The 22,964-nt window shown below is 51.2% G+C and carries 21 protein-coding genes and 4 tRNA genes; 1 reads left to right on the top strand and 24 read right to left on the bottom strand.

The genetic code is table 11. The features are described 5' to 3' along the window. Window positions 1–151 precede the first annotated feature (151 nt). The 15 genes from rpoB to PJU73_RS08615 all read right to left on the bottom strand — a co-directional run bounded on the left by rpoB (window position 152) and on the right by PJU73_RS08615 (window position 11,874). A complete protein-coding gene (gene rpoB / locus PJU73_RS08685) occupies window positions 152–4,330 on the bottom strand; it encodes a DNA-directed RNA polymerase subunit beta (protein ID WP_237090487.1) in 4,179 nt (1,392 codons plus the stop codon). Window positions 4,331–4,565: 235 nt separating this feature from the next. Continuing rightward, window positions 4,566–4,937 (bottom strand): 50S ribosomal protein L7/L12, encoded by a 372-nt coding sequence (gene rplL / locus PJU73_RS08680; RefSeq protein WP_237090468.1) that lies wholly within the window; start codon window positions 4,935–4,937, stop codon window positions 4,566–4,568. A gap of 60 nt (window positions 4,938–4,997) precedes the next feature. Further along, window positions 4,998–5,498, bottom strand: a complete 501-nt coding sequence (gene rplJ, locus PJU73_RS08675; protein WP_237090469.1) for a 50S ribosomal protein L10 — start codon at window positions 5,496–5,498, stop codon at window positions 4,998–5,000. Between the two features lie 226 nt (window positions 5,499–5,724). After that, complete coding sequence (rplA, locus tag PJU73_RS08670) at window positions 5,725–6,420, bottom strand: 50S ribosomal protein L1 (RefSeq protein ID WP_237090470.1); 696 nt, start codon at window positions 6,418–6,420, stop codon at window positions 5,725–5,727. Further along, on the bottom strand, window positions 6,420–6,851 hold the full coding sequence (gene rplK, locus PJU73_RS08665; protein ID WP_237090471.1) for a 50S ribosomal protein L11: 432 nt from the start codon (window positions 6,849–6,851) through the stop codon (window positions 6,420–6,422). The genes rplA and rplK overlap by 1 nt, the downstream gene beginning before the upstream one ends. Window positions 6,852–7,573: 722 nt before the next feature. Continuing rightward, window positions 7,574–8,107 carry a transcription termination/antitermination protein NusG gene (gene nusG / locus PJU73_RS08660; protein WP_237090472.1) on the bottom strand — a complete coding sequence of 178 codons (534 nt, stop codon included), beginning with the start codon at window positions 8,105–8,107 and terminating at the stop codon, window positions 7,574–7,576. Window positions 8,108–8,109: 2 nt separating this feature from the next. Further along, the gene (gene secE / locus PJU73_RS08655) at window positions 8,110–8,382 is read right to left on the bottom strand and encodes a preprotein translocase subunit SecE (protein WP_237090473.1); all 273 of its coding nucleotides are present in this window, start codon (window positions 8,380–8,382) and stop codon (window positions 8,110–8,112) included. Window positions 8,383–8,628: 246 nt separating this feature from the next. Further along, window positions 8,629–8,704: transfer RNA gene (locus tag PJU73_RS08650), tRNA-Trp, on the bottom strand. Window positions 8,705–8,711: 7 nt separating this feature from the next. Next, window positions 8,712–9,896: an elongation factor Tu gene (gene tuf / locus PJU73_RS08645; RefSeq protein WP_237090465.1), complete on the bottom strand. Its 1,185-nt coding sequence runs from the start codon at window positions 9,894–9,896 to the stop codon at window positions 8,712–8,714. A 43-nt stretch (window positions 9,897–9,939) separates the two neighbouring features. Further along, window positions 9,940–10,014, bottom strand: a tRNA-Thr gene (locus PJU73_RS08640). Window positions 10,015–10,024: 10 nt separating this feature from the next. Continuing rightward, a tRNA-Gly gene (locus PJU73_RS08635) sits at window positions 10,025–10,098 on the bottom strand. A 30-nt stretch (window positions 10,099–10,128) separates the two neighbouring features. After that, window positions 10,129–10,212, bottom strand: a tRNA-Tyr gene (locus PJU73_RS08630). 98 nt (window positions 10,213–10,310) lie between these two features. After that, complete coding sequence (locus PJU73_RS08625) at window positions 10,311–10,562, bottom strand: YfhL family 4Fe-4S dicluster ferredoxin (protein ID WP_237091903.1); 252 nt, start codon at window positions 10,560–10,562, stop codon at window positions 10,311–10,313. Window positions 10,563–10,681: 119 nt separating this feature from the next. After that, complete coding sequence (rsmD, locus tag PJU73_RS08620) at window positions 10,682–11,257, bottom strand: 16S rRNA (guanine(966)-N(2))-methyltransferase RsmD (RefSeq protein WP_237091902.1); 576 nt, start codon at window positions 11,255–11,257, stop codon at window positions 10,682–10,684. 179 nt (window positions 11,258–11,436) lie between these two features. Beyond that, window positions 11,437–11,874: a MarR family winged helix-turn-helix transcriptional regulator gene (locus PJU73_RS08615; protein WP_237091901.1), complete on the bottom strand. Its 438-nt coding sequence runs from the start codon at window positions 11,872–11,874 to the stop codon at window positions 11,437–11,439. 70 nt (window positions 11,875–11,944) lie between these two features. Here PJU73_RS08615 and PJU73_RS08610 point away from each other — a divergent pair, with 70 nt between their 5' ends. Next, window positions 11,945–12,469, top strand: a complete 525-nt coding sequence (locus tag PJU73_RS08610; protein WP_272606960.1) for a hypothetical protein — start codon at window positions 11,945–11,947, stop codon at window positions 12,467–12,469. Window positions 12,470–12,565: 96 nt separating this feature from the next. On the opposite strand, the gene PJU73_RS08605 is transcribed toward PJU73_RS08610, so the two are convergent. From PJU73_RS08605 to rsmB, 9 genes are all read right to left on the bottom strand, one after another. Then, window positions 12,566–12,916 carry a HepT-like ribonuclease domain-containing protein gene (locus PJU73_RS08605; RefSeq protein ID WP_237091899.1) on the bottom strand — a complete coding sequence of 117 codons (351 nt, stop codon included), beginning with the start codon at window positions 12,914–12,916 and terminating at the stop codon, window positions 12,566–12,568. After that, complete coding sequence (locus PJU73_RS08600) at window positions 12,913–13,203, bottom strand: nucleotidyltransferase family protein (RefSeq protein WP_237091898.1); 291 nt, start codon at window positions 13,201–13,203, stop codon at window positions 12,913–12,915. The genes PJU73_RS08605 and PJU73_RS08600 overlap by 4 nt, the downstream gene beginning before the upstream one ends. Window positions 13,204–13,296: 93 nt before the next feature. Then, a complete protein-coding gene (topA, locus tag PJU73_RS08595) occupies window positions 13,297–15,612 on the bottom strand; it encodes a type I DNA topoisomerase (RefSeq protein ID WP_237091897.1) in 2,316 nt (771 codons plus the stop codon). Between the two features lie 82 nt (window positions 15,613–15,694). Then, on the bottom strand, window positions 15,695–16,150 hold the full coding sequence (locus PJU73_RS08590) for a Smg family protein (protein WP_237091896.1): 456 nt from the start codon (window positions 16,148–16,150) through the stop codon (window positions 15,695–15,697). Between the two features lie 111 nt (window positions 16,151–16,261). Beyond that, a complete protein-coding gene (gene dprA / locus PJU73_RS08585; protein ID WP_237091895.1) occupies window positions 16,262–17,464 on the bottom strand; it encodes a DNA-processing protein DprA in 1,203 nt (400 codons plus the stop codon). A gap of 220 nt (window positions 17,465–17,684) precedes the next feature. Next, window positions 17,685–18,965, bottom strand: coding sequence for a sigma-54-dependent transcriptional regulator (locus PJU73_RS08580; protein ID WP_237091894.1), 1,281 nt, complete (start codon window positions 18,963–18,965; stop codon window positions 17,685–17,687). After that, window positions 18,952–21,078 (bottom strand): sensor histidine kinase, encoded by a 2,127-nt coding sequence (locus PJU73_RS08575; protein WP_237091893.1) that lies wholly within the window; start codon window positions 21,076–21,078, stop codon window positions 18,952–18,954. Before PJU73_RS08575 ends, PJU73_RS08580 begins: the two co-directional genes overlap by 14 nt. Continuing rightward, window positions 21,078–21,674: a DUF4390 domain-containing protein gene (locus PJU73_RS08570; protein ID WP_237091892.1), complete on the bottom strand. Its 597-nt coding sequence runs from the start codon at window positions 21,672–21,674 to the stop codon at window positions 21,078–21,080. Before PJU73_RS08570 ends, PJU73_RS08575 begins: the two co-directional genes overlap by 1 nt. Continuing rightward, window positions 21,640–22,902 carry a 16S rRNA (cytosine(967)-C(5))-methyltransferase RsmB gene (gene rsmB, locus PJU73_RS08565; RefSeq protein WP_237091904.1) on the bottom strand — a complete coding sequence of 421 codons (1,263 nt, stop codon included), beginning with the start codon at window positions 22,900–22,902 and terminating at the stop codon, window positions 21,640–21,642. The genes PJU73_RS08570 and rsmB overlap by 35 nt, the downstream gene beginning before the upstream one ends. Window positions 22,903–22,964: the final 62 nt, after the last annotated feature.

Below are 22,964 nucleotides of genomic sequence, written 5' to 3'. Positions count from 1 at the left end.
AAGGAAGTATTTTTACCGCAGGGCGGATATTCGGTAGGTGAAATGGCTGAAGCGGTTTTCAGACGGCCTCTGCGGCCGCTGTTTATTCGTTTTCATTCGATACCGCTTTTTCAGACGGCATAGCCGTGCCATGCCGTCTGAAAACCGCCGGTCAGTAACGTTCCAAATCGATATCCAAGCCCAAAGAGCGGATTTCTTTCACCAACACGTTGAAGGATTCCGGCATACCGGCTTCGATTTTGTGTTCGCCTTTGACGATGTTTTCGTACATTGCGGTACGGCCGGTTACGTCGTCGGATTTCACCGTCAGCATTTCCTGCAGCGTGTAGGCTGCGCCGTATGCTTCCAATGCCCATACCTCCATCTCACCGAAACGCTGGCCACCGAACTGGGCTTTACCGCCCAGAGGCTGCTGCGTTACCAAGCTGTACGGACCGGTCGAACGGGCGTGCATTTTCTCGTCTACCAAGTGGTGCAGTTTCAGATAGTGCATTACGCCGACGGTTACTTTGCGGTCGAAGGCTTCGCCCGAACGGCCGTCATACAGGGTAATCTGGGTTTTGCTGTCGTTGAAGCCCAGTTTTTGAACTTCTTCGTCTTCGCTCGGATACGCCAGATTGAGCATGTCTCGGATTTCGGATTCTTTCGCACCGTCAAACACCGGCGAAGCGAAAGACGCACCTTTGCGCAAATTGAATGCCAGTTCGAGGATTTCGTCGTCGTTCAGACTGTCCAAATCTTCTTGGCGGCCGCTACTGTTGTAGAGCTTGTTCAGGAATGCACGCACTTCGTCGGCTTTACGCTGCTCTTTCAACATGCGGTCGATGCGCTCGCCGATACCTTTGGCGGCCCAGCCCAAATGCACTTCCAAAATCTGACCGATGTTCATACGGGACGGTACGCCCAACGGGTTCAATACGATGTCCACCGGACGACCGTCTGCCATATACGGCATATCTTCCACCGGCAAAATGCGCGATACCACACCTTTGTTACCGTGGCGGCCCGCCATTTTGTCGCCGGCCTGCAGGCGGCGTTTGATGGCGATGAATACTTTCACCATTTTTTGTACGCCCGGCTGCAATTCGTCGCCTTGGGTCAGTTTTTTCTTCTTGATTTCATACAGCTCGTCAGCTTCTTCACGTTTTTGCTGCAGACTGGCTTTAATCAGTTCCAACTGTTTCGCCAGATCTTCGTCTGACAGACGGATATCGAACCAATCGTGTTTGTTGCTGATACCAGCCAGATAGTCGGCGGTAATTTCGCTGCCTTTGGCCAGTTTCATCGGACCACCGTTGGCTTTTTGACCGACAATCATACGCTCGATACGGTCGAATGCGTCGTTGTCGAAAATACGCAGTTGGTCGCTCAAATCTTGGCGGTAACGTTTCAGCTCGGAATCGATAATCGATTGAGCCCGTTTGTCGCGTTGGATACCTTCACGGGTAAAGACTTGTACATCAATCACCGTACCGCTCATGCCGGTCGGCATACGCAGCGAAGTATCTTTCACATCAGACGCTTTTTCACCGAAAATCGCACGCAGCAGTTTTTCTTCAGGGGTCAGCTGGGTTTCGCCTTTAGGCGTTACTTTGCCTACCAACACGTCGCCTGCTTCTACTTCTGCACCGATATACACGATACCGGATTCGTCCAGACGGTTCTGCATACGCTCGGAAAGGTTCGGAATGTCTCGGGTAATGTCTTCCGCACCCAGCTTGGTATCGCGTGCAACAACATTCAATTCTTCGATGTGGATCGAAGTATAGCGGTCGTCGGCGGCCACTTTTTCGGAAATCAGAATCGAGTCTTCGTAGTTGTAACCGTTCCACGGCATAAAGGCGATGGTCATGTTTTGACCCAATGCCAGTTCGCCCAAATCGGTCGAAGCGCCGTCGGCAACCAAATCGCCCCGTTGCAGCACATCGCCCGCTTTCACAGCAGGACGTTGGTTGATGTTGGTTGATTGGTTGGAACGGGTAAATTTCACCAGATTGTAAATATCGACACCGACTTCGCCTGCAGTTGCTTCATCGTCGTGTACACGAATCACGACACGGTTGGCATCAACATATTCCACCACACCGCCACGGCGGGCAACAATAGCGGTTGCCGAATCCACGGCTACCGAACGTTCGATACCGGTACCGACCATCGGTTTTTCCGGACGCAGGCACGGTACGGCCTGACGTTGCATGTTGGCACCCATCAAGGCACGGTTCGCATCGTCATGTTCGAGGAACGGAATCAGCGAAGCAGCCACGGAAACCACCTGACCGGTTGCCACGTCCATATATTGCACACGATCCGGCGTGGCCATAATGGTTTCGCCTTTTTCACGACAGGTTACCAAATCGCCGGTCAGGTTGCCGTTTTCATCCAAATCGGCATTCGCCTGCGCAATCACATAGCGGCCTTCTTCAATCGCAGACAGATAATCGATTTCTTCGGTTACTTTACCGTCCACCACACGGCGGTACGGCGTTTCCAAGAAACCGTAATCATTGGTGCGGGCATAAACCGACAATGAGTTAATCAAACCGATGTTCGGACCTTCAGGCGTTTCAATCGGACACACACGGCCGTAGTGGGTCGGGTGTACGTCGCGCACCTCAAAGCCCGCACGCTCACGGGTCAGACCGCCCGGACCCAACGCAGAAACACGGCGTTTGTGGGTTACTTCCGACAGCGGGTTGGTTTGGTCCATAAACTGGCTCAATTGGCTCGAGCCGAAGAATTCTTTAATCGCAGCAGAAACCGGTTTGGCGTTAATCAAATCATGCGGCATCAGATTTTCTGATTCTGCTTGGTTCAAACGCTCTTTTACGGCACGCTCGACACGAGCCAAGCCGCTGCGGAATTGGTTTTCGGTCAATTCGCCGACCGAACGTACACGACGGTTACCCAAGTGGTCGATGTCGTCCACTTCGCCGTGGCCGTTACGCAGTTCGACCAAAGTGGCAATCGAAGCCACGATGTCTTCCACGCTCAATACATAGCCGCCTTTTTCGGCTGCACCGGCAAAGGTTTCGTTCAACAGACGGCCGTACCATGAATTTTTCTGCGCTTCGGTCAGCTTTTGTTCATAAGTACGGGTATTGAATTTCATGCGGCCGACACGGGACAAATCGTAGCTGTCTTCGCTGAAGAATAGGCGGGTAAACAGCGCTTCTACCGCTTCTTCGGTAGGCGGTTCGCCCGGACGCATCATGCGGTAAATCAGCACACGTGCCGCCTGTTGGTCGGCGGTTTCATCGGTGCGCAGGGTCGCAGAAATATAGCCGCCCTGATCCAATTCGTTGATATACAGGGTTTCGATTTTCTCAACACCGTGAATATCCAGCTTCGCCAGCAATTCTTCGGTGATTTCGTCATTGGCAACCGCCAATACTTCGCCGGTATCCGGCACAATCAAATCAACCGCCAGAATTTTGCCCAGCAGATTTTCAGGATCAACGTTCAAACGGGTCAGATTAGCATTGCTGATGTCCCGGATATTTTTTGCCGTGATGCGTTTGCCCTTGGCAACCAACACGTTGCCTTCGGCATCAATAATATCGACTTTGGCGGTTTCGCCTTTCAGACGGCTTACCACCACATCGGTTTGCACGCCGTCTTTAGAGAAGTAGAACGTCTCTTTGTCGTAGAACGTATCTAAGATTTGTTCGTTGGTGTAGCCCAGCGCCTTCAACAGAATGCTGACCGGCATTTTACGGCGGCGGTCGATACGGAAATACAGCAAGTCTTTCGGATCAAACTCAAAATCCAACCATGAGCCACGGTAAGGGATAATGCGGGCGGAAAACAGCAGTTTGCCGGAAGAATGGGTTTTACCCTTATCATGCTCGAAGAATACGCCCGGCGAACGGTGCAGCTGGGAAACGATCACACGCTCGGTACCGTTAATCACAAACGAGCCGCTCGGTGTCATCAACGGGATTTCGCCCATATACACTTCGTTTTCACGCACTTCTTTCACTGTCGGTTTAGACGCTTCTTTGTCTAAAATCACCAGTCGGATACGGGCACGCAGCGGCGCAGCGTAGGTAATGCCCCGCAGTTGGCATTCCGGAATGTCGAACAGAGGTTCGCCCAAGGTGTAATGCACAAATTCCAAACGTGCATAACCGTTGTGGCTGACAATCGGAAAAATCGAATTGAACGCCGCCTGCAAACCGTCGTCGGTACGCTTGTCGTAAGCGTTTTCCAGTTGCAGGAATTTGGCGTAAGAATCAATCTGAGTTGCCAGCAGGAAAGGAACGTCCAATACGTTTTCCCGTTTGGCGAAACTCTTACGGATACGTTTTTTTTCAGTAAACGAATAGCTCATATACACTCCGAAAGGGTGATTTTGAATATGGAGGCCGTCTGAAAAACGGGTTTGAATCATGGCAAACGCCAAAATGCTTTCCAAACCGGCCCTGATTTGATGTTATTTACAATTATTTACACAAAATGCAAAACCAAAATATAAATAAATGTAAATAACCGTTTTCTAAACCAGACAGAAGCGAAACAAGGCTGGCAGAAATCTGCCAGCCTCTACTGAAAGTATCAAATTAAAATTATTTGATTTCGACTTTAGCGCCGGCTTCTTCCAGTTGTTTTTGGATGTCTTCAGCTTCAGCTTTAGAAACACCTTCTTTCAGTGTTTTAGGTGCGCCGTCAACGATGTCTTTAGCTTCTTTCAGACCCAGACCGGTGATGGCACGAACCACTTTGATCACGCCAACTTTTTGTTCACCGGCAGAAGCCAGGATTACGTCGAATTCGGTTTTTTCTTCAGCAGCGGCAGCGCCTGCACCGGCAGGACCGGCAACAGCTACGGCAGCAGCAGAAACGCCGAATTTTTCTTCAAAAGCTTTAACCAGGTCGTTCAATTCCATTACGGTCAAAGAACCAACGGCTTCCAAAATGTCTTCTTTAGTAATAGCCATGCTATTTATACTCCAAATATTGTATGAAAATTAATGTGTTCAAGAAATGAATAAAATCGATTAAGCAGCTTCTTCGCCGGCTTTTTTCTCTGCCAGAGCAGCCAAACCGCGTGCAAAGCCTGAAACAGGCGCCTGCATAACGAACAACAGTTTGGACAGCAACTCTTCACGGCTAGGAATAGATGCCAGCTCGCCCACTTGGGCAGCGTTCATCAATTCACCGTTGTAAGAGCCGGCTTTGATAACGATTTTTTCATCTTTTTTCGCGAATTGATGCAGCACTTTTGCAGCAGCTACAGCATCTTCGGAAGCGGCATAAACCAGCGGACCAACCATTTGGTCTGCCAATGCTGCGAACGAAGTACCTTCTACTGCACGGCGAGCCAAAGTATTTTTCAGAACGCGCAGATATACGCCTTCTTTACGTGCATTCGCACGCAGCTCGGTCATGCTGGCAACACTGATACCGCGATATTCCGCAACCACCAGAGTTTGAGCGTTAGCAATCGCTGCGCTAATCTCTTCGACGGCTACTTTCTTGGTTTCAATATTGAGACTCAAGGTCTACCTCCCACTGTTTATCAACAGAATACCGAAACGGTATTCCACCAGCGCGGTAACCTAAAAAGACATCTTACAAGTCATCTTGCAATTTGTTTCAGGACTACCGTCTGCGTAGGGCAGTTACGATTAAATCTTGCGATCCCTACGGTCTTGGACATCTACTTAATATTCTAAGTAGCCCAAATTCAGACGGCCTCACATACATGATGCCGTCTGAAAATTCTTAGTTGTTTACGCTAGAAGTATCTACGCGCACACCCAAACCCATGGTGCTGGATACCGCAACTTTTTTCAAGTATTGGCCTTTGGCAGCAGCCGGTTTGGCTTTAACGATTGCATCCAGCAATGCATCAAAGTTTTCTTTCAGATCAGCTTCGGCAAATGAAGCACGACCGATGGTTGCGTGAACGATACCTGCTTTGTCGGTACGGTATTGAACCTGACCGGCTTTGGCATTTTTAACCGCTTCGGCAACGTTTGGCGTTACAGTACCAACTTTAGGGTTCGGCATCAAGCCGCGAGGACCCAAAATGGTACCCAACTGACCAACGATACGCATTGCATCAGGAGAAGCAATCACTACATCGAAGTTCAGGTTGCCAGCTTTAACTTCGGCAGCCAAATCTTCAAAACCCACTACATCTGCACCGGCTTCTTTAGCAGCTTCGGCATTTGCACCTTGGGTAAACACAGCCACACGGGTTGTTTTACCGGTACCTTTAGGCAATACCACAGAACCACGGATAACTTGGTCTGATTTACGAGGATCAACACCCAGGTTGAAAGACACATCAACAGACTCGTCAAATTTAGCAGTTGCCGCATTTTTCACCAAAGCAATGGCTTCATCGATTGGGTACAGTTTGTTGGCTTCAACAGAAGCGCGCAATGCTTTCAAGCGTTTAGATACTTTAGCCATTACACACCCTCCACATCCAAGCCCATAGAACGGGCAGAACCGGCGATAGTACGAACCGCAGCATCCAAATCGGCAGCAGTCAGATCAGGTTCTTTAGTTTTTGCAATTTCTTCCAACTGAGCACGGGTTACTTTACCCACTTTGTTGGTCAGCGGATTAGAGCTACCTTTTTGCAGACCGGCCGCTTTTTTCAGCAACACAGACGCAGGAGGGGTTTTCATCACGAAAGTGAATGATTTGTCTGCAAATGCAGTAATCACCACAGGAACCGGCAAACCAGGCTCCATGCCTTGGGTTGCAGCATTAAATGCTTTACAGAATTCCATGATGTTCAAACCGCGTTGACCCAATGCAGGACCAACCGGAGGCGATGGATTGGCTTTACCTGCAGGAATCTGCAGTTTGATGTAGCCGATAATTTTCTTTGCCACTTTAAAGGACTCCTAAAAAACGGGTATAACGCAGAACAATTCTGCTCCCCAAAAAACAGAACTTTGGATTATAGAATATCTGTTTTCTTTTTTCAAGCAATTTAAACAACTTATCGTGAAAACTATTTTTTTACGAAAAACAGCACAATCTGGGCAATTCAGCGAATGTCATAAAATCCAGCAGTACCAAATGGGAAATGATGTGCGTTGCTGCATTTGCACACAATAACAGACACCCAAACCACCCTCTCCTGCTCAAACCAAAAAACAATGCCGTCTGAAAATCAAAATTTCAGACGGCATAAATTCGGAATTTACAAAACACTCTGTTTTCCATATAAAACCAAAGCATAGTTAGCGTTGGCCATATGCGAGTACAATCCAACAAAATCTTATGTTTTCAAGATTTCCTCAAATCATGTTAGATTGCAACCCAATCTATAGTAAATCAACCAAAAAATATGGCACCACAACGAACCACCCTTCCCCTAGCCCCTTCCCGCCAGCGGGACGGGGAACAAAGTGCAGATGAACCAACTTAGCTTGTTGCCCACCATATATTCCGATCGTCATTAGTTTGCCGATTTGTACAGAAAATTCGGTGTTTTAACTATACGCTCTGTTCTTTAAGTGAATTCGCCCTAACCCAATCAAAATCTGTTTCCAAATAAGACAAATGCCACCTGCTTATACAGCAAGTGGCAGACAGATTTTCAGACGGCCTAAATTTTCTCTACTTGACCGAATTCCAATTCCACAGGCGTTTCACGGCCGAAAATCTGAACCGATACACGCAGTTTGTTGCGCTCGTAATTGACTTCATCAACCACGCCGTTAAAGTCGGCAAACGGACCTTCATTAACACGGATTTGCTGACCCAACTCAAATTCGACTTTGGGTTTCGGTTTTTCAACACCGGATTTCATCTGTTGCAAAATCGCATCAGCTTCACGCTGGGAAATCGGTGTCGGACGGTTGGCCGTACCGCCGATAAAGCCTGACACTCTCGGCGTACTTTTTACCAAGTGCCAAGAATCATCGGTCATTTCCATTTCCACTAATACATAACCCGGATAGAATTTACGTTCACTGATGGTGCGGCGGCCGTTTTTAATGTCCACCACTTCTTCTACCGGCACCAAAATCTGGCCGAAATAGTCTTCCATTCCCTCACGGGCAATACGTTCTTTCAATGTTCTTTGAACATTTTTCTCAAAACCGGAATAGGCCTGAACCACATACCAACGCTTTGACATTTTTACCCCCTCTTCAGCAGCACATCAAAAAATAACCAAGAAACCGCACTGTCCACCACATAAATAAACGCCGCCAAGATTGCCACGAAAATCACGACAAACACGGTCATTTTCACCGCATCATCACGGCTCGGCCAAACAACTTTCTTGAATTCAGCCCATGAATTGCGGAAATAAGAGAAAAGGCCTTCACGTTTAGGGTGATGCTTTACTTCACCGGCTTTGACGACTTGACCTGACTTCTCTGTTTTATTTTCAGATGTGTTCTGAGTCATCTTTTATATACTCGCTTGCAAAACATCCGTTCCGATACATATCTTGGAGACCTACCCCCGGATAATGCTTTTACCATACGAGTGAAACAGATATTTTGATTAAAAAATCGATATTATGGTGAATTTACTTTACAACAGTACAGCACCAGTTCGTCTGACTGTCTTTTAAATTAAGTTCACGATATTTATCGCTGATTATAAATGCAAAAAAATTAACCGACACAAGGCCGGTTAATTTTTCTAATTTGGCAGGCCAAGAGGGTCTCGAACCCCCAACCCTCGGTTTTGGAGACCGATACTCTACCAATTGAGCTATTGGCCTCTAAAAATTAAGCGATGATGCTAGAAACAACGCCGGCACCCACGGTACGGCCGCCTTCACGGATTGCAAAGCGCAAGCCTTCTTCCATGGCGATCGGGGCAATCAGTTCTACGCTGATGGTTACGTTTTCACCCGGCATTACCATTTCTACGCCTTCTTCCAGAGTAACCGCACCGGTTACGTCGGTTGTACGGAAGTAGAATTGTGGGCGGTAGTTGGCGAAGAATGGGGTATGACGGCCGCCTTCTTCTTTGCTCAATACGTACACTTCGGCTTTGAATTTGGTGTGTGGAGTGATTGAGCCTGGTTTGGCCAATACTTGACCGCGTTCAACTTCTTCACGTTTGGTACCGCGCAGCAGTACGCCTACGTTGTCGCCTGCTTGGCCTTCGTCCAGCAGTTTGCGGAACATTTCAACGCCGGTACAAGTGGTTTTGGCGGTGTCTTTCAGACCTACGATTTCGATCTCGTCGCCTACGTGGATGATACCGCGCTCTACACGACCGGTTACTACTGTACCGCGGCCTGAGATTGAGAATACGTCTTCAATCGGCAACAGGAATGGTTTGTCAACGGCACGTTCCGGAGTTGGGATGTAGCTGTCCAGTGCAGCGGCCAGTTCGAAGATTTTTTCTTCGTAAGCAGCGTCGCCTTCCAGGGCTTTCAGTGCAGAACCTTGTACGATTGGGCAGTCGTCGCCTGGGAAGTCGTAGCTTGACAGCAGGTCGCGGATTTCCATTTCTACCAGTTCCAGCAGTTCGGCATCGTCAACCATGTCGCATTTGTTCATGAATACGATGATGTATGGTACGCCTACTTGGCGGGCCAACAGGATGTGTTCGCGGGTTTGCGGCATTGGGCCGTCGGCTGCTGAACATACCAGGATTGCGCCGTCCATTTGGGCTGCACCGGTAATCATGTTTTTAACGTAGTCGGCGTGACCCGGGCAGTCTACGTGTGCGTAGTGGCGGGTTTCGGTTTCGTATTCTACGTGTGAGGTATTAATGGTAATACCGCGGGCTTTTTCTTCAGGTGCGTTGTCGATTTGGTCGTAAGCTTTTGCTGCGCCACCGAATTTTTTAGCCAAAATGGTAGTCAATGCTGCAGTCAGAGTGGTTTTACCATGGTCAACGTGACCGATGGTGCCAACGTTTACGTGCGGTTTGCTACGTTCGAATTTTTCCTTAGCCATGGCAATAATCCTATCTAAGCTTTAATACATGGAGATTTCAAGATGGTGCCCATGGGCAGATTTGAACTGCCGACCTCTCCCTTACCAAGGGAGTGCTCTACCCCTGAGCTACATGGGCTGATTTTGTATGGAGCGGGTGAAGGGAATCGAACCCTCACCGTAAGCTTGGAAGGCTTCTGCTCTACCATTGAGCTACACCCGCATTACCTACTGCTGCTCCAATCGGAATTTTTGGTGGAGGGAGAAGGATTCGAACCTTCGAAGCTCACGCAACAGATTTACAGTCTGCCCCCTTTGACCGCTCGGGAATCCCTCCAAAAGAGAACGCCATTCTATTCACATCAGCAGCTTCGGTCAAGCACTTTTTCGTTTCATTTTTTGAAAAATAATTAAACTGCTGATTTGTTTTTAAATTTATTTCTCGGCGATAATCCGTTCATATTTAGCCTGCAGTTCTTCCTGCGTTTCCGGATGTTCTTCGTCAATCAGAATACAGTCAACCGGACACACCTGCTGGCATTGCGGCTCATCATAATGGCCGACACACTGGGTACACAGGTTCGGATTGATTTCATAAATTTCTTCGCCTTGAGAAATCGCATCATTGGGACATTCCGGCTCGCAGACGTCGCAGTTAATGCACTCGTCGGTAATAAAGAGCGACATTATTTTTCCTTTATCTACAAATATTCAAAACCAATGGGCGCGGATTATAGCACAATCTTCAATAAAATATCTTATCACAACAGATGTTTACATCATGGTAATGATTATCAGACTTTATCTTATTCCACTTCCGCACCATACTGCCGCAATTCATAGCGGCTCATCCCCGCCTTACCTTCCCGAAACGGCGAGAGCCATTGCGGAAATTCGGGCAAGCGCCCCGCTTCCACATACACCATCGCCCGCTCGTTCAAACACCGCTGCAGCAGTGGCCACAGACTTTCCCAATCCTGCCATGCAAACGGCGGGTCTAAAAAAACCACATCAAAACGTTGCGACGTTTGACTCAAATAGGCAAAAGCATCGGCACACACCGCCTGCGTCTGCGTCAAACCCAATACACGGATATTTTCTTTCAGACTCTGCACCGTTTGGCGGTTGCTTTCCACCAGCACCACACCCGCCGCATAACGGGAAGCCGATTCCAATCCCAGCGCACCGCTGCCGGCAAACAAATCCAACACCGTTTTACCGGTCAAATCCTGCCCCAACCAGTTAAACAGCTTTTCACGCACCATATCCGGTGTCGGCCGCAAACCGTCTGCCGAACGGAACACCAGCTTTCTACCCCGATGCGTACCGCCGATAATGCGGACTTGGTTGGTATGTTTCGTATTATGTTTCTGCGCCGCCATAATCCACTAAAGAGGCCGTCTGAAAATAAGGTTTCTGCACAGCAAAAAACTGATTTTCAGACGGCCTCTGCATAAAATTTCAGATACGCCATTATAACGGAAAAACGCTTCCGCCAAAGGATTTTCAGACGGCCTTACGTTCCCAAACCGATTGAACACAAGTTTAACCAAACCAAATCCTACGCACCGCCAATCATTTTTTTCTGCTGCTCCACCACTTTGCCCAGCATGTTCAAAAACGCTGTTTGTTCGTCGGCACTCAATTCCGAAAGTGCTTCACGATTGATATTTTGAGCGATACGGGTAGCTTGTGCCTGCAAACTTTTAGCGGTTTCGCTTAAAAAAATCAAACGGCTGCGTGCGTCGTTCGGATTGTCTTTGCGTACAATCAAGCCATCCCGCTCCATTCTGGACAACGTGTTAGCAATGGTCGCCTGTTTTAAATCGGCAATTTCTACCAACTCCTGTTGGCTCAAGCCGTCCTGCTCCCAAAGAGTGAGCAAAATCGGAAATTGGGCGGGGCTGATACCCAAAGGCTTCAAACCTTCGCTCAACAAAATAGCAAATTGGCGGGCGATATGGTTCATCAAATAGCCAGCCGAGTGTAATCGTTTCATAAAATCTCTTTATTTACAAATAAGTTATAAAATATTTTTGCTAAAATAAAAAATATAGCTTGCTATTTAAATGCATAGCCTGCTATACTATTTTCAACTTAATAGCTTGCTATGTATTGTAGCAAATTCAGCTTCAAAAGGAAACGACATGAACCACAATAATTTACGCAAACTGCACTTAACCGCCGCCCGCACGGCTTGTTTATTGATTGCAACTTTTTGGATAAGTACGCTGATCAGTGAGATGTTTTTATCGTTAAATGCAGTAATTTGGGTTAAAAATGCCATTGTTTACGGCGTATTTCTGCTGATGGCGGCAATGGCAATCACGGGGGCAACGGGATTTAAAATGGGCGGCAAATCCAAACATCCCAACATCGCCGCCAAGCAAAAACGTATGCCGCTGATTGCATTAAACGGACTATTGATTTTGTTACCGTGTGCGTTTTATTTATGCCACAAAGCCAATTCAGAGCAATTTGACAGCGTGTTTTATGCCGTGCAAGGCGTGGAACTTGTAGCAGGGCTGGTCAATTTAAGCCTGATGGCATTATCAATGAAAGACGGCTTAGCGATTAGAAAACGCAAAGCGTAAACAAAAACACCGTATGAATTTAAGTTCAAACGGTGTTTTTGTTTTGTAGCAGACTGAAAGGCCGTCTGAAAACTTGTGATTTTCAGACGGCCTTGGTTATTTTAATCCTCTCACATCTACCAATTTATCCAATAAATCGGGTAAGGCTGTTTGAACGGTTTGCCATACGACCGTCCAATCAATATCAAAATAACCATGTGCAATGCGGTTTCTCATGCCTCTCATACTGTGCCACGGGATATGGGCATTGGCTTCGGTAAATTCGGGGTAATCATTCACCAACTTGGCTGCTGCTTCTCCAACGATAAGCAAACTCATGACGGTGGCTTGCTGTGTGCGTTCATCTGCTAAAAAGTCAGACAGCAGCAAGCCTTGATTGAAATCGATGGCATTTTGGGCGGCTTTGCGGATATGGCTCAAATAATCCTGACGGCGGTCAATCTTCATAATGCCTTTGCTTCGCTTAATACCTGCTGCCGAAATGATGCGGGCAAGTCCTGCGGGGTGCGGATATCGACACGTATCCCCAAACGTGTTTCCAATTCGTCCTGCAAACCGCCCAAATCAAAAAGGGTGGTATGCGGCAAAGGGTCGATCAGCAAATCCAAATCACTGCTGTCAGTATCCGTCCCTTGTGCGGTTGAGCCGAAAATGCGTATATTGGCAACGGGAAAGCGGGCGGCGGTATCGCAGATGGTTTGGCGGTGCAGGGTGATGATTTCAGAGGGTCTCATTTTTGTTACTCCTTTGATACTGCTGTCTTATTGTAGCTTAAAAAGGCTAGGCCGTCTGAAAATCTGATTTTCAGACGGCCTTGGTTTCACCGTTTATTCCTCGCTGCTGCCTTTGGGTGCGGGCGGTTCGATTTGTTCTTTCCAGCCGCATTCTTTTTGCGGGCAGACTTTTTCTACGCCCCAGCGTTTGGTGGTTTTGATGGTCAATACCGGCCAATGGCAGTTCGGGCATTCTTCGGCAACGGGCGGGTTCCAAGTGGCATAGTTGCAGTCGGGATAGGTGCTGCAACTGTAAAAGAGTTTGCCGTAGCGGGATTTGCGTTCGACAAGGCTGCCTTTTTTGCATTGCGGACATTGGACGCCGGTGTCTTTGGGTTTTTCCAGCGGCTCGATGTGTTTGCATTTGGGGTAGTTGGCGCAGCCGATGAATTTGCTGCCGGTGCGGCTGTATTTATAGACAAGCTGTCCGCCGCATTTCGGGCATTCCCGCCCTTCGAGTTCGGCTTGTTCGGCGGCTTCTTTGGCAACCCGTTCGGCGGCTTCTTCGGCGGTTTCATTGACGTTGCGGGTGTAGCTGCATTCGGGGTAGCCGGCGCAGGCGATGAAGCGTCCGTTGCGGCCGAATTTGATTTGCAGCTTGTGCTGTCCGCATTTCGGGCAGTCTTCGTCTAATTCCTGCGTGGTGAATTTGGCACGTTCGATGCCTTCTTTTTCTTCGACCTGTTTGCTGAAGCCTTTCCAGAATTTGTCCATCACAGGCACCCAGCGGCGTTTGCCGGTGGCGATTTCGTCAAGCTGGTCTTCGAGTTTGGCGGTGAAGTGGTAATCGACGTATTGGGCGAAATGTTCGGTCAAAAATTTATTGACGATGTCGCCGGTGTCGGTAGGCATGAAGCGTTTTTGCTCAAGGGTAACGTATTCGCGGTCTTTAAGCGTGGAAATAATGCTGGCATAGGTTGAAGGGCGGCCGATGCCGTATTCTTCCAAGGCTTTGACCAGTGTGGCTTCGTTGAAACGGGGCGGCGGGGTGGTGAAGTGTTGTTCGCCGTAAAGATTGTCCACCGGCAATTTGTCGCCCTCTGCCATTTCGGGCAGTTTTTTGTTTTCTTCGCTCTCGTCGTCGCTGCTTTCTTCATACACGCTCAAAAAGCCGGCAAAGGTCTGCACTTGGCCGCTGACACGGAATACGCCTTCGCCGACATGGATATCGACGGTGGTTTGGTCGAATTTTGCCGGCGACATTTGACAGGCGACGGTACGCTGCCAAATCATTTGGTAGAGTTTGAACTGGTCGGCGGTCAAGAAAGGTTTGACGCTTTCGGGCGTGCGGTACACGGAAGTCGGTCGGATCGCTTCGTGGGCTTCTTGGGCGTTTTTGGATTTGGTTTTGTACTGCTTCGCCGAACTTGGCAAATAGTCTTTGCCGATTTTGTTTTCAATGTAGTGGCGGATTTCGGTAACGGCTTCGTCCGCCAGATTCACGCTGTCGGTACGCATATAGGTAATCAGACCGATTGCGCCCTGCCCTACATCGATACCCTCGTAAAGCTGTTGGGCGGTGCGCATGGTACGATCGGTGGTCATACCAAGTTTGCGCACGGCATCCTGCTGCATGGTGGAGGTGGTAAACGGTGCGGCGGGATTGCGGCTGCGTTTTTTCTTTTCCACGCCGCCGACTACGGCATCTTTGCCCTGCAATGCCTGCAATACGGCGGCTTGGGCGGCTTCGTTTGGCAAGGCGAACTGTTCGAGTTTTTCGCCCCGATATTGAACCAGCTTGGCGGTGAATTTGCTGCGGCCTTTGTGGCTGTCCAGATGCAGCGTCCAATATTCCTGCGCTTCAAAGGCACGGATTTCGTTTTCACGTTCGCAAATCAGGCGCAAGGCGGGGCTTTGCACCCGTCCGGCACTCAAGCCGCGGCGGATTTTTTTCCACAACAGGGGCGAGAGGTTGAAACCGACCAGATAATCAAGCGCACGGCGTGCCTGTTGCGCATCGACCAAATCCATTTCGATTTCACGGGGATTGGCGACGGCATCCAGCACGGCGTTTTTGGTGATTTCGTGGAACACGACCCGCTGCGGGCGGATGTTTTTCAAACCCCGTTTGCCTTTCAAAATTTCCTGCAAATGCCATGAAATGGCTTCGCCTTCCCTATCCGGGTCGGTTGCCAGATAGAGGTTTTCCGCTTCTTTGGCGGCGGCAACGATGGCATCGACGTGTTTGGCGTTGCGGGAAATCAGTTGGTATTTCATTGCAAAATCGTTGTCGGGATCGACAGCGCCGTTTTTCGGCACCAAATCCCGCACATGGCCGTAGGAAGCCAGAATTTCAAAATCGCCGCCCAAGTATTTTTTCAAGGTTTTGGCCTTGGACGGAGATTCGACGATTAAAAGGTTTTTAGCCATTTTGTTCTCTTTAAGGTCTTATTTTTCAGTTTTCAGACGGCCTGATGCCGTCTGAAAACCATTTATTTGTCGGCAAACCGGCTTAGTGCATCACGGCTTCGCCGTTGAGCGCTGCCATCAAATCGTCGCCGATCAATACCGGCAACTCAGATTTGTGCGCCCACAACACCAGCAGAATCAATACTTTTGCCGTGTCCGGCGTGATTTCGTCTGCCGGAATATACATCAGGGCGTGAACCACCATTTCCCGCTGTTCGCTGCTGAGGGCGTGTTCCCGAACCAGATAATGCAGCAGGCCCATCACCTCCTGCGGCAAAACATCAGCTTCTTCGGCACAATAAATCCGCAGGGCGCTGCTGTCGGAAGGCTCGGCGGTAAAGGCCGAACTGTTGAACAAGACTTCCATCATCATCAGCGTGTTGCCGATTTCCATGGTGTCGAAGCCGGCATCTTCCAGCAGCTGCCCCAAATCTTCGGGATCGGGACAGGCATCAAAATCCTGAAAATGTTCGATTAAAAAAGCAATGACTTCTGACATGCAGGTTCCTTAAATATATTATGTTTTTTAGCGGCAAATTTAAACCGGTACAGCGTTGCTTTGTTCTGATTTAAATTTAATGCACTGTATCCGCAACGCCTTGGTTGCACATTATGCAACACGCTGATAACGGCCGCCCGCCGCAGCCGCTACCGTGCCTTCCAATTCCAATTCCAGCAGGCGGGCATAAATTTCTTCTGCAGGCCATGCCAACTGATCCGCCAGCGTATCGGGGTGGACGGGATCATAGCCCATCGCTGCGAGCAATGCTTGGTTTTCAGACGGCATCACGGGGGCAACCGCTGCGACAGTTTCATGAACGTTTGGCGAGGCCGTCTGAAAACCGGCTGTTGCTGCCTGCGGCGGTTTTGCATCAGGCGTTTTTTTCGTTGGCATAACAGAATATGCCGACGAAAGCGGATTTTGCAATAAGGCGGGGCATTCTTGAAGAATATCGTCCAGACATTCCACCAGTTTTGCCCCCGATTTAATCAGTTGATGACAGCCTTTGCTGTGCGGATTGTCAATCGAACCCGGAACCGCCATCACTTCCCGCCCCATTTCCGCCGCCAGCGCCGCCGTAATCAGCGAACCGGAAGCCGGTGCCGCCTCCACCACCAATGTGGCGTGCGACAGGGCGGCAATCAGGCGGTTGCGGCGGGGGAAGTTGCCCGCCAGCGGTCGGGTATCCAACGGAAATTCGCTGAGAATCAGCCCTTTTTCGGCGATTTCGTGTGCCAAACGGCGGTTGGCCGCCGGATACACTCTGTCAATTCCCGTTCCCCAAACCGCCACCGTGCCGCCGTTATGACGCAATGCACCTTGATGGGCGGCGGTATCGATGCCCGCCGCCATGCCCGACACTACCGTAATCCCCTGCCCGCTCAAAGCTGCACCAAATTCCTGCGCAATCCGCAGCGCCTGCGGCGTGGCATGGCGGCTGCCGACAACGGCAACGGCCGGCCGGCTCAAATATTCGGTCTGCCCTCGGGCAAACAGCAGCGGCGGCGGGGTAATGCCTTCGGCGAGCATAAGCGGAAAATCGGAGTCGTGCAACAACAGCAGGCGGCAACCGTCCCGCATTTCCCACGCCAAAGCCGCTTCGGCGGCCTGTTCTGCCAGACGGCGTTTTTCCGTGTCCGCCCAAGCCGAAGCGGCCTGTTTGTGGCGAACGATGTTGCGGATTTGTTCTGCCGAAGCCGCCAAGGCCGCCTGTGCGCTGCCGAAATGCTGCAGCAGCTGCAAAAAACTTTCCGGCCCGATATAGGGTGTCAGCGCCAGCTGCACCCACGCCCGCCGCTCGTTTTCTCCCATGTTGTTTCTCCGGTTTTCAGACGGCCTCTGCTTGGCAACAGGCCGTCTGAAAATGTGTTTTTTCTGTTTTCCGCCATCATGACGGGCGGATTGTCTTGTTTATTCTACCCTACCTGCACGCAAACTGAAAATGTGTTCTGCTGTTCCTGTCAAACAACCAAAGAAAACAAGGGCGGAAAAACTCCGCCCGATGTTGCCTGCTGTTGGGTATTCAGCCGCTTTATTCGTCGCATTTTTCGCCTGAACGGCGGGATACGCTGATGCCCAGCTGTTTGAGCTTGCGGTAGAGATGGGTGCGCTCCAAGCCGACTTTTTGCGCCACACGGCTCATGTTTTGGCCTTCCTGCTCGATGTGGTAGCTGAAATAACGGCGTTCCAGCTCTTCTCGCAGTTCGCGCAGCGGCTGGTTGAAGTCGAAACCGCCGACCAGCTCGGCTGCGGCACGCTGCGGTGCCTGCCCCAAGGCTTCTTCGGCCGCCTGTTCGCCGATTTCTCCGCTATCGGCATTCAGCGCCAATTTTTTAACCACGGAATGCAGTTGCTCGAAGTTGCCCGGCCATTCGTAACGGCGTAACACGGCCAGCGCTTCGTTGCTGAATTTGACCGGCTGGATTTTTTCGCTCTCTGCCAAATCAGTCAGAATGCGGTTGATCAGAAACAGAATATCGTCGGGCTGGCTGCGCAAAGGCGGAATGGTAATGGCGTTGGGCGACAATAATTCCAGCAGTCTGCCGTCCACATTGGCGGATTCTGCCAATTCTTTCGGGCTTTGGCTGCCCGCCGCCACAATCCGTACGTTGTAGCGTTCGGCTTTGCTCAACAGAAAGACGATGCCGTTTTGGATATTTTTGCTGTATTGGGTGATGTCGCCGACATACAGTACGCCGCCGCTGACCCGCTGCAGCAGTTCCAGCGGCATATCGACGATATGCTCGGCTTTTACCGATTCCAGCCACGGGGTCGAGCCTTTGTGGAAATAGCGGGCTACGGTTTCAAACGGCGAGCCGTGTTCGCCGGTCAGCAGCACCGGCCCGTTTTGTTTGGCGACGGCTTCCAGCCGTTGGTTGAGTTCCTGCACCGCCGGACTGTTGCCGAGTTTGTCGAACGCCAGTCCTGCCGCTGCCTGCATTTCGCCGTGTTTCAAGGCTCTGTCCACGGTTGCCAGCAGTTTTTGCAGGGAAATCGGTTTTTCCAAAAAGTCCAATGCGCCGATTTTGGTGGCTTCGACAGCGGTATCAATGCTGGCATGGCCGCTCATCATCACTACCGGCATATTCAGCTGGCCGTTTTTCGCCCATTCTTTGAGCAGGGTGATGCCGTCGCAATCGGGCATCCAGATGTCGAGCAGCACCATCGCCGGCCGGGTTTGGTAACGGAGCTGGCGGGCGGCTTCGGCGTTTTCTGCCAAAGTAACGGTGTATCCTTCGTCTTGGAGGATCTCCGACAGTAAATCACGGATTCCTACTTCATCGTCTACAATTAAAATATCACTGCTGCGCATAAGTTTCTACCATATTGGGTAAGGCTATTTTAACACAAGCACCGCCTGCATTTAGATTGCTGAGGCTGATTCTGCCGCCGTGTTCTTCAATGATTTTTTTCACCACCGGCAAACCCAGACCGGTGCCGGTCGGCTTGTCGGTTACATAAGGCTCGAAGGCATTGTGCAACATTTCTTTGCTGAACGATTTGCCGTTGTTGCATACGCTCAGGACGACTTGTCCGTTTTCCTGCAGCACGGCAACGTCCACTTGCGGCCGCTCGTCGCTTTGGGCGGCTTCGGCGGCGTTTTTAAACAAATTGTGCAACACCTGCCGCATGGCGGTCGTATCTGCGGAAATCCATAACGCCATATTACTGAATTTGGCGGAAAATGTACATGAACCGCCTTCATACAGCAGCAAAACTTCTTCCACCAGCCGGTTTAAATCGTGTTTTTCAAAATTCAGCGACGGGGCGCGGGCATAATTGCGGAAGGCTTCCACCATTTCTTTCAGCGCCGCCACCTGTTTGACGATGGTATCGGTCGAACGGGTGAGGATTTGGGCGTGTTGTTCATCCAGTTTGTCGTTCAGCTTCCACGCCAACCGCTCGGCGGCCAGCTGGATCGGGGTCAGCGGATTGCGGATTTCGTGCGCCAAGCGTTTGGCGACTTCGCCCCATGCGGCTTCTTTCTGCGCCCGAATCAGCACGGTAATGTCATCAATCACCATCACCACGCCGTTGTCGTTGTCTTCGGGCAAAATGGTGGCTTTGCCCAACAGAATGCGGGCATCATCGGGGGCCGCGTATTCCACCTGCACCGGTTTGGCGGCTTCGGCGGTGGCTTCAATGGCGGCGAACACGTCTGCCAGCAGCGTCTGCTGCGGCGATGCACCCCGCCAGTCGTGCCAGTTGCTGCCCCACAGCGGCACCAGCGACACGCCCAAAATCCGCTCGGCGGCTTTGTTGAAGGTTTTCAGACGGCCTTGTGCGTCCAAAGTAATCACGCCGGTGGTCAGGCTTTCCAACACGCATTCGAGATAATGGCGGGCGGCTTCCTGCTGCAACCGGTTGCGCTCGTCTGCCGCTTTGGCAATCGCCAGCTGTTCGGTCATGTGGTTGAACAGTTGGGTCAGCCGCCCGAATTCGTCATTGCGCAACACCGGGCTTTGACGGCTAAAATCGCCCTGCGCCACGGCTTTTGCACCCTCCGCCAGACTCAATACCGGCGCTACGAAGCGGCGGGCAAAATACAGCGCCATCACCAGTGCCAGAAAAATCGCCATCAACGTTGCCACCAGCAGCGTTACTAGAAAGAAGGTCTGCAAGCCTTTTTTGGTGTAACTCAGCGTGGCATATTTCACTTTGGCCGCTTCAATCAGGGTTGCGTCCTGCGCTACATCTGCAGGTACGGCCTGCCGGAAAAACAGGGCATATTCCTGATTTTGGTAAAAGCCGACCGACAGCCAGCCTTGGGCGTAAAACGTGCCGCCGATGTTTTCCAAACTGCGTACCGAACCGAATTCCTGCAGGCTTTCGTGCTGCGCTGCCGTCAGCGACGGTTTGGCAAAGCGGTGCGGATTGAGGTCGGCTTCGATTTTGCCGCTGCTGATGTTATACAGCACCAACTGCTGAAATTCATGCAAATCCGCCGATTTATTTAAGGTTTCTGCCAAATCGTGGTTCAGCGAGGCGGCGCTGATTAAATCAATCTGCACCGGCGCAGCATTGCTGACGGCGTTGTCCACCGCCAGATTGAGGGCGGATTTGCTCAGGTTCAGGCTGCGTTCGAGCGCTTCCTGCGTGTCGTTGCCGAACCATGAATTAATCGTGCCGTTGATAAACTGGGCGGAAATGCCGAACAGAAACACACCGGGCAAAACGGCCACCAGCGTAAACATACCCGACAGGCGGCGGGCAATCCGCGAACCGAACACGCCCCGTCTGCTGTCTTTCATCAGCAGTACGACAGAACGCACCAGCACTGCCGCCAACACCAGCATCAACAGCGCACTTAAGGCGATAATCCACCAGAAATAATCCGCCAGACGGCTGGTGCTGCCGGTGGCAACGGTCAATCCTGCCAGCAGCGCCACTGCCAACACTGCCGCAATCAGAAGGAAACGCCGCATTATCCGCCGCTCCGTGTTACTTTCAGGCGTTTCCAGCCCGAATCGAGCCGCCAGCTTTTAGAAGTCAGCGCATTGATTTGAAACGGTTTGGGCAAACGGTCGGTGGACAGTTGGAGGCGCACTTCGGCTTTGACTTCCTGCGCTTTCACGCCGCCGAGACTGCCTTTGCCCGCCACCCGCCAGTTGGCGACGGCACCGACCCCCCGTAAGGCGCTGTCGAGCGTATCGTATTCGGTGGAAAACGTGCCGACCGACACCCGATAGCGGTTGGTCAAAGGTTGGAAAGCCAGTTTGTACTGAATGCTGTTTTCATCGCTCACCAACTGGGCGATTTTGAATTTGTAGGCCGCCAATGTCGGCTCGGAAAGCTGCCAGCTCAGGGTAAACGTCAGCGGTACGCCCTGATTGAGCGCCTGCCGGAGCTGGTCGGGCAATTCGGTGCGGAAACGGCTGCTTACCGCCAGTGCGCCGCTGTCGCTCAATACCGCCTGCGTGCGGGTGGCATGAATGCCCTCTGCCGCCGCCAACGGGGCCGCCGTCAGACACAGCACACAGAGCAGTTTACTGCTTTTGGATAAGCGCGTAATAAAAGCCATCTTGGGATTTGTTCGGTAAAAGCACATGCGATTCGAGTGCTTGGGCATCGGCATGTCGGTTGAGGAATTTTTGCAGCTGCCGCCCGTTTTCTTCATCGAAAATCGAGCAGGTCGCCAGCAGCATTCTGCCGCCGGGTTTCAGGGTCTGCCACAAAGCGTCCAACAGGGTTTCCTGCTGGCGGGCGGTTTTGGCGGCGTCTTGCGGACGGCGCAGCCATTTGATGTCGGGATTGCGGCGTGCCACGCCGGAGGCGGTACACGGTACGTCTGCCAACACGGCATCAAACATTCTGCCATCATACCACGCCGCCAAATCTTGTGCATCGGCACAACGCAGCCGAACTCTGTCGTCCATGCCCAAACGCACGACATTGCTTTCCACTCTTTTCAGACGGCCTTCATCAATATCCAAAGCGGTAACTTCGCAATCCGCCCATTCCAACAGATGGCCGGTTTTGCCGCCGGGAGCGGCGCAGGCATCCAGCACCCGTTCACCGTCCCGCACATTCAGCAGCTCGGCGGCTTTCTGCGCACCCAAGTCCTGCACCGACACCATGCCGTCTGAAAATCCGGGCAACTTGGCAACCGGCACGGCTTCGGTCAGCGTAACCGCATATTCTGCCGCTGCCTGCGCTGCAATGCCTGCTTCCGCCAAGCGGCGGACATAGTCTTCGGCATTGCTCAGGCGGCGGTTGATCCGCAGCGTCATCGGCGGATGGCTTTGCAGGGCGGTGGTGATGTTGTGCCAATGTTTCGGATAATGGTTTTGCAGATACGCCACCCACCATTGCGGCAAATTGTGTTTGGCTTCGAGATGGTGTTTGCACGCCGCCGCCAGCGTTTCACGCTCGCGCAGAAAACGGCGCAGCACGGCATTGGCAAACGAGCGGTATTGCCCGCGCCCGATTTTGGCAATGCCTTCCACCGCTTCATTGACCACCGCATGAGGCGCATTGCGGGTATAGTGAAGCTGGTAGAGCGCCGCCAGCAGACGGCTTTCCAAACCGCTGTCGCTAATCGGCCGGGTGAGCATTTTGCCGAGCATAAATTTCAAGCTGCCCAGATAACGCTGGCAACCGTAGGCGATGTCTTGCAATGCGCCGTTTTCCTGCGCCGTCAAATCAGGGTGTTTGGCACGCAGTGCCGCCAAAACATCTTGCAGATTCTGCCCCTGCGCCACGGCTTCGACCGCCTGTGCCGCCAGTTGTTGGACGAGTGCCATACTCATAAAATTGGTTTCCTGTTTGGGATAATGATTTGAAAACAGGCCGTCTGAAAAATGCTTGCCGG

The organism is Neisseria lisongii, from assembly GCF_028463985.1.
Classification (GTDB): Bacteria; Pseudomonadota; Gammaproteobacteria; order Burkholderiales; family Neisseriaceae; genus Neisseria; species Neisseria lisongii.
This window is presented reverse-complemented; position numbering and strand designations above follow the sequence as displayed.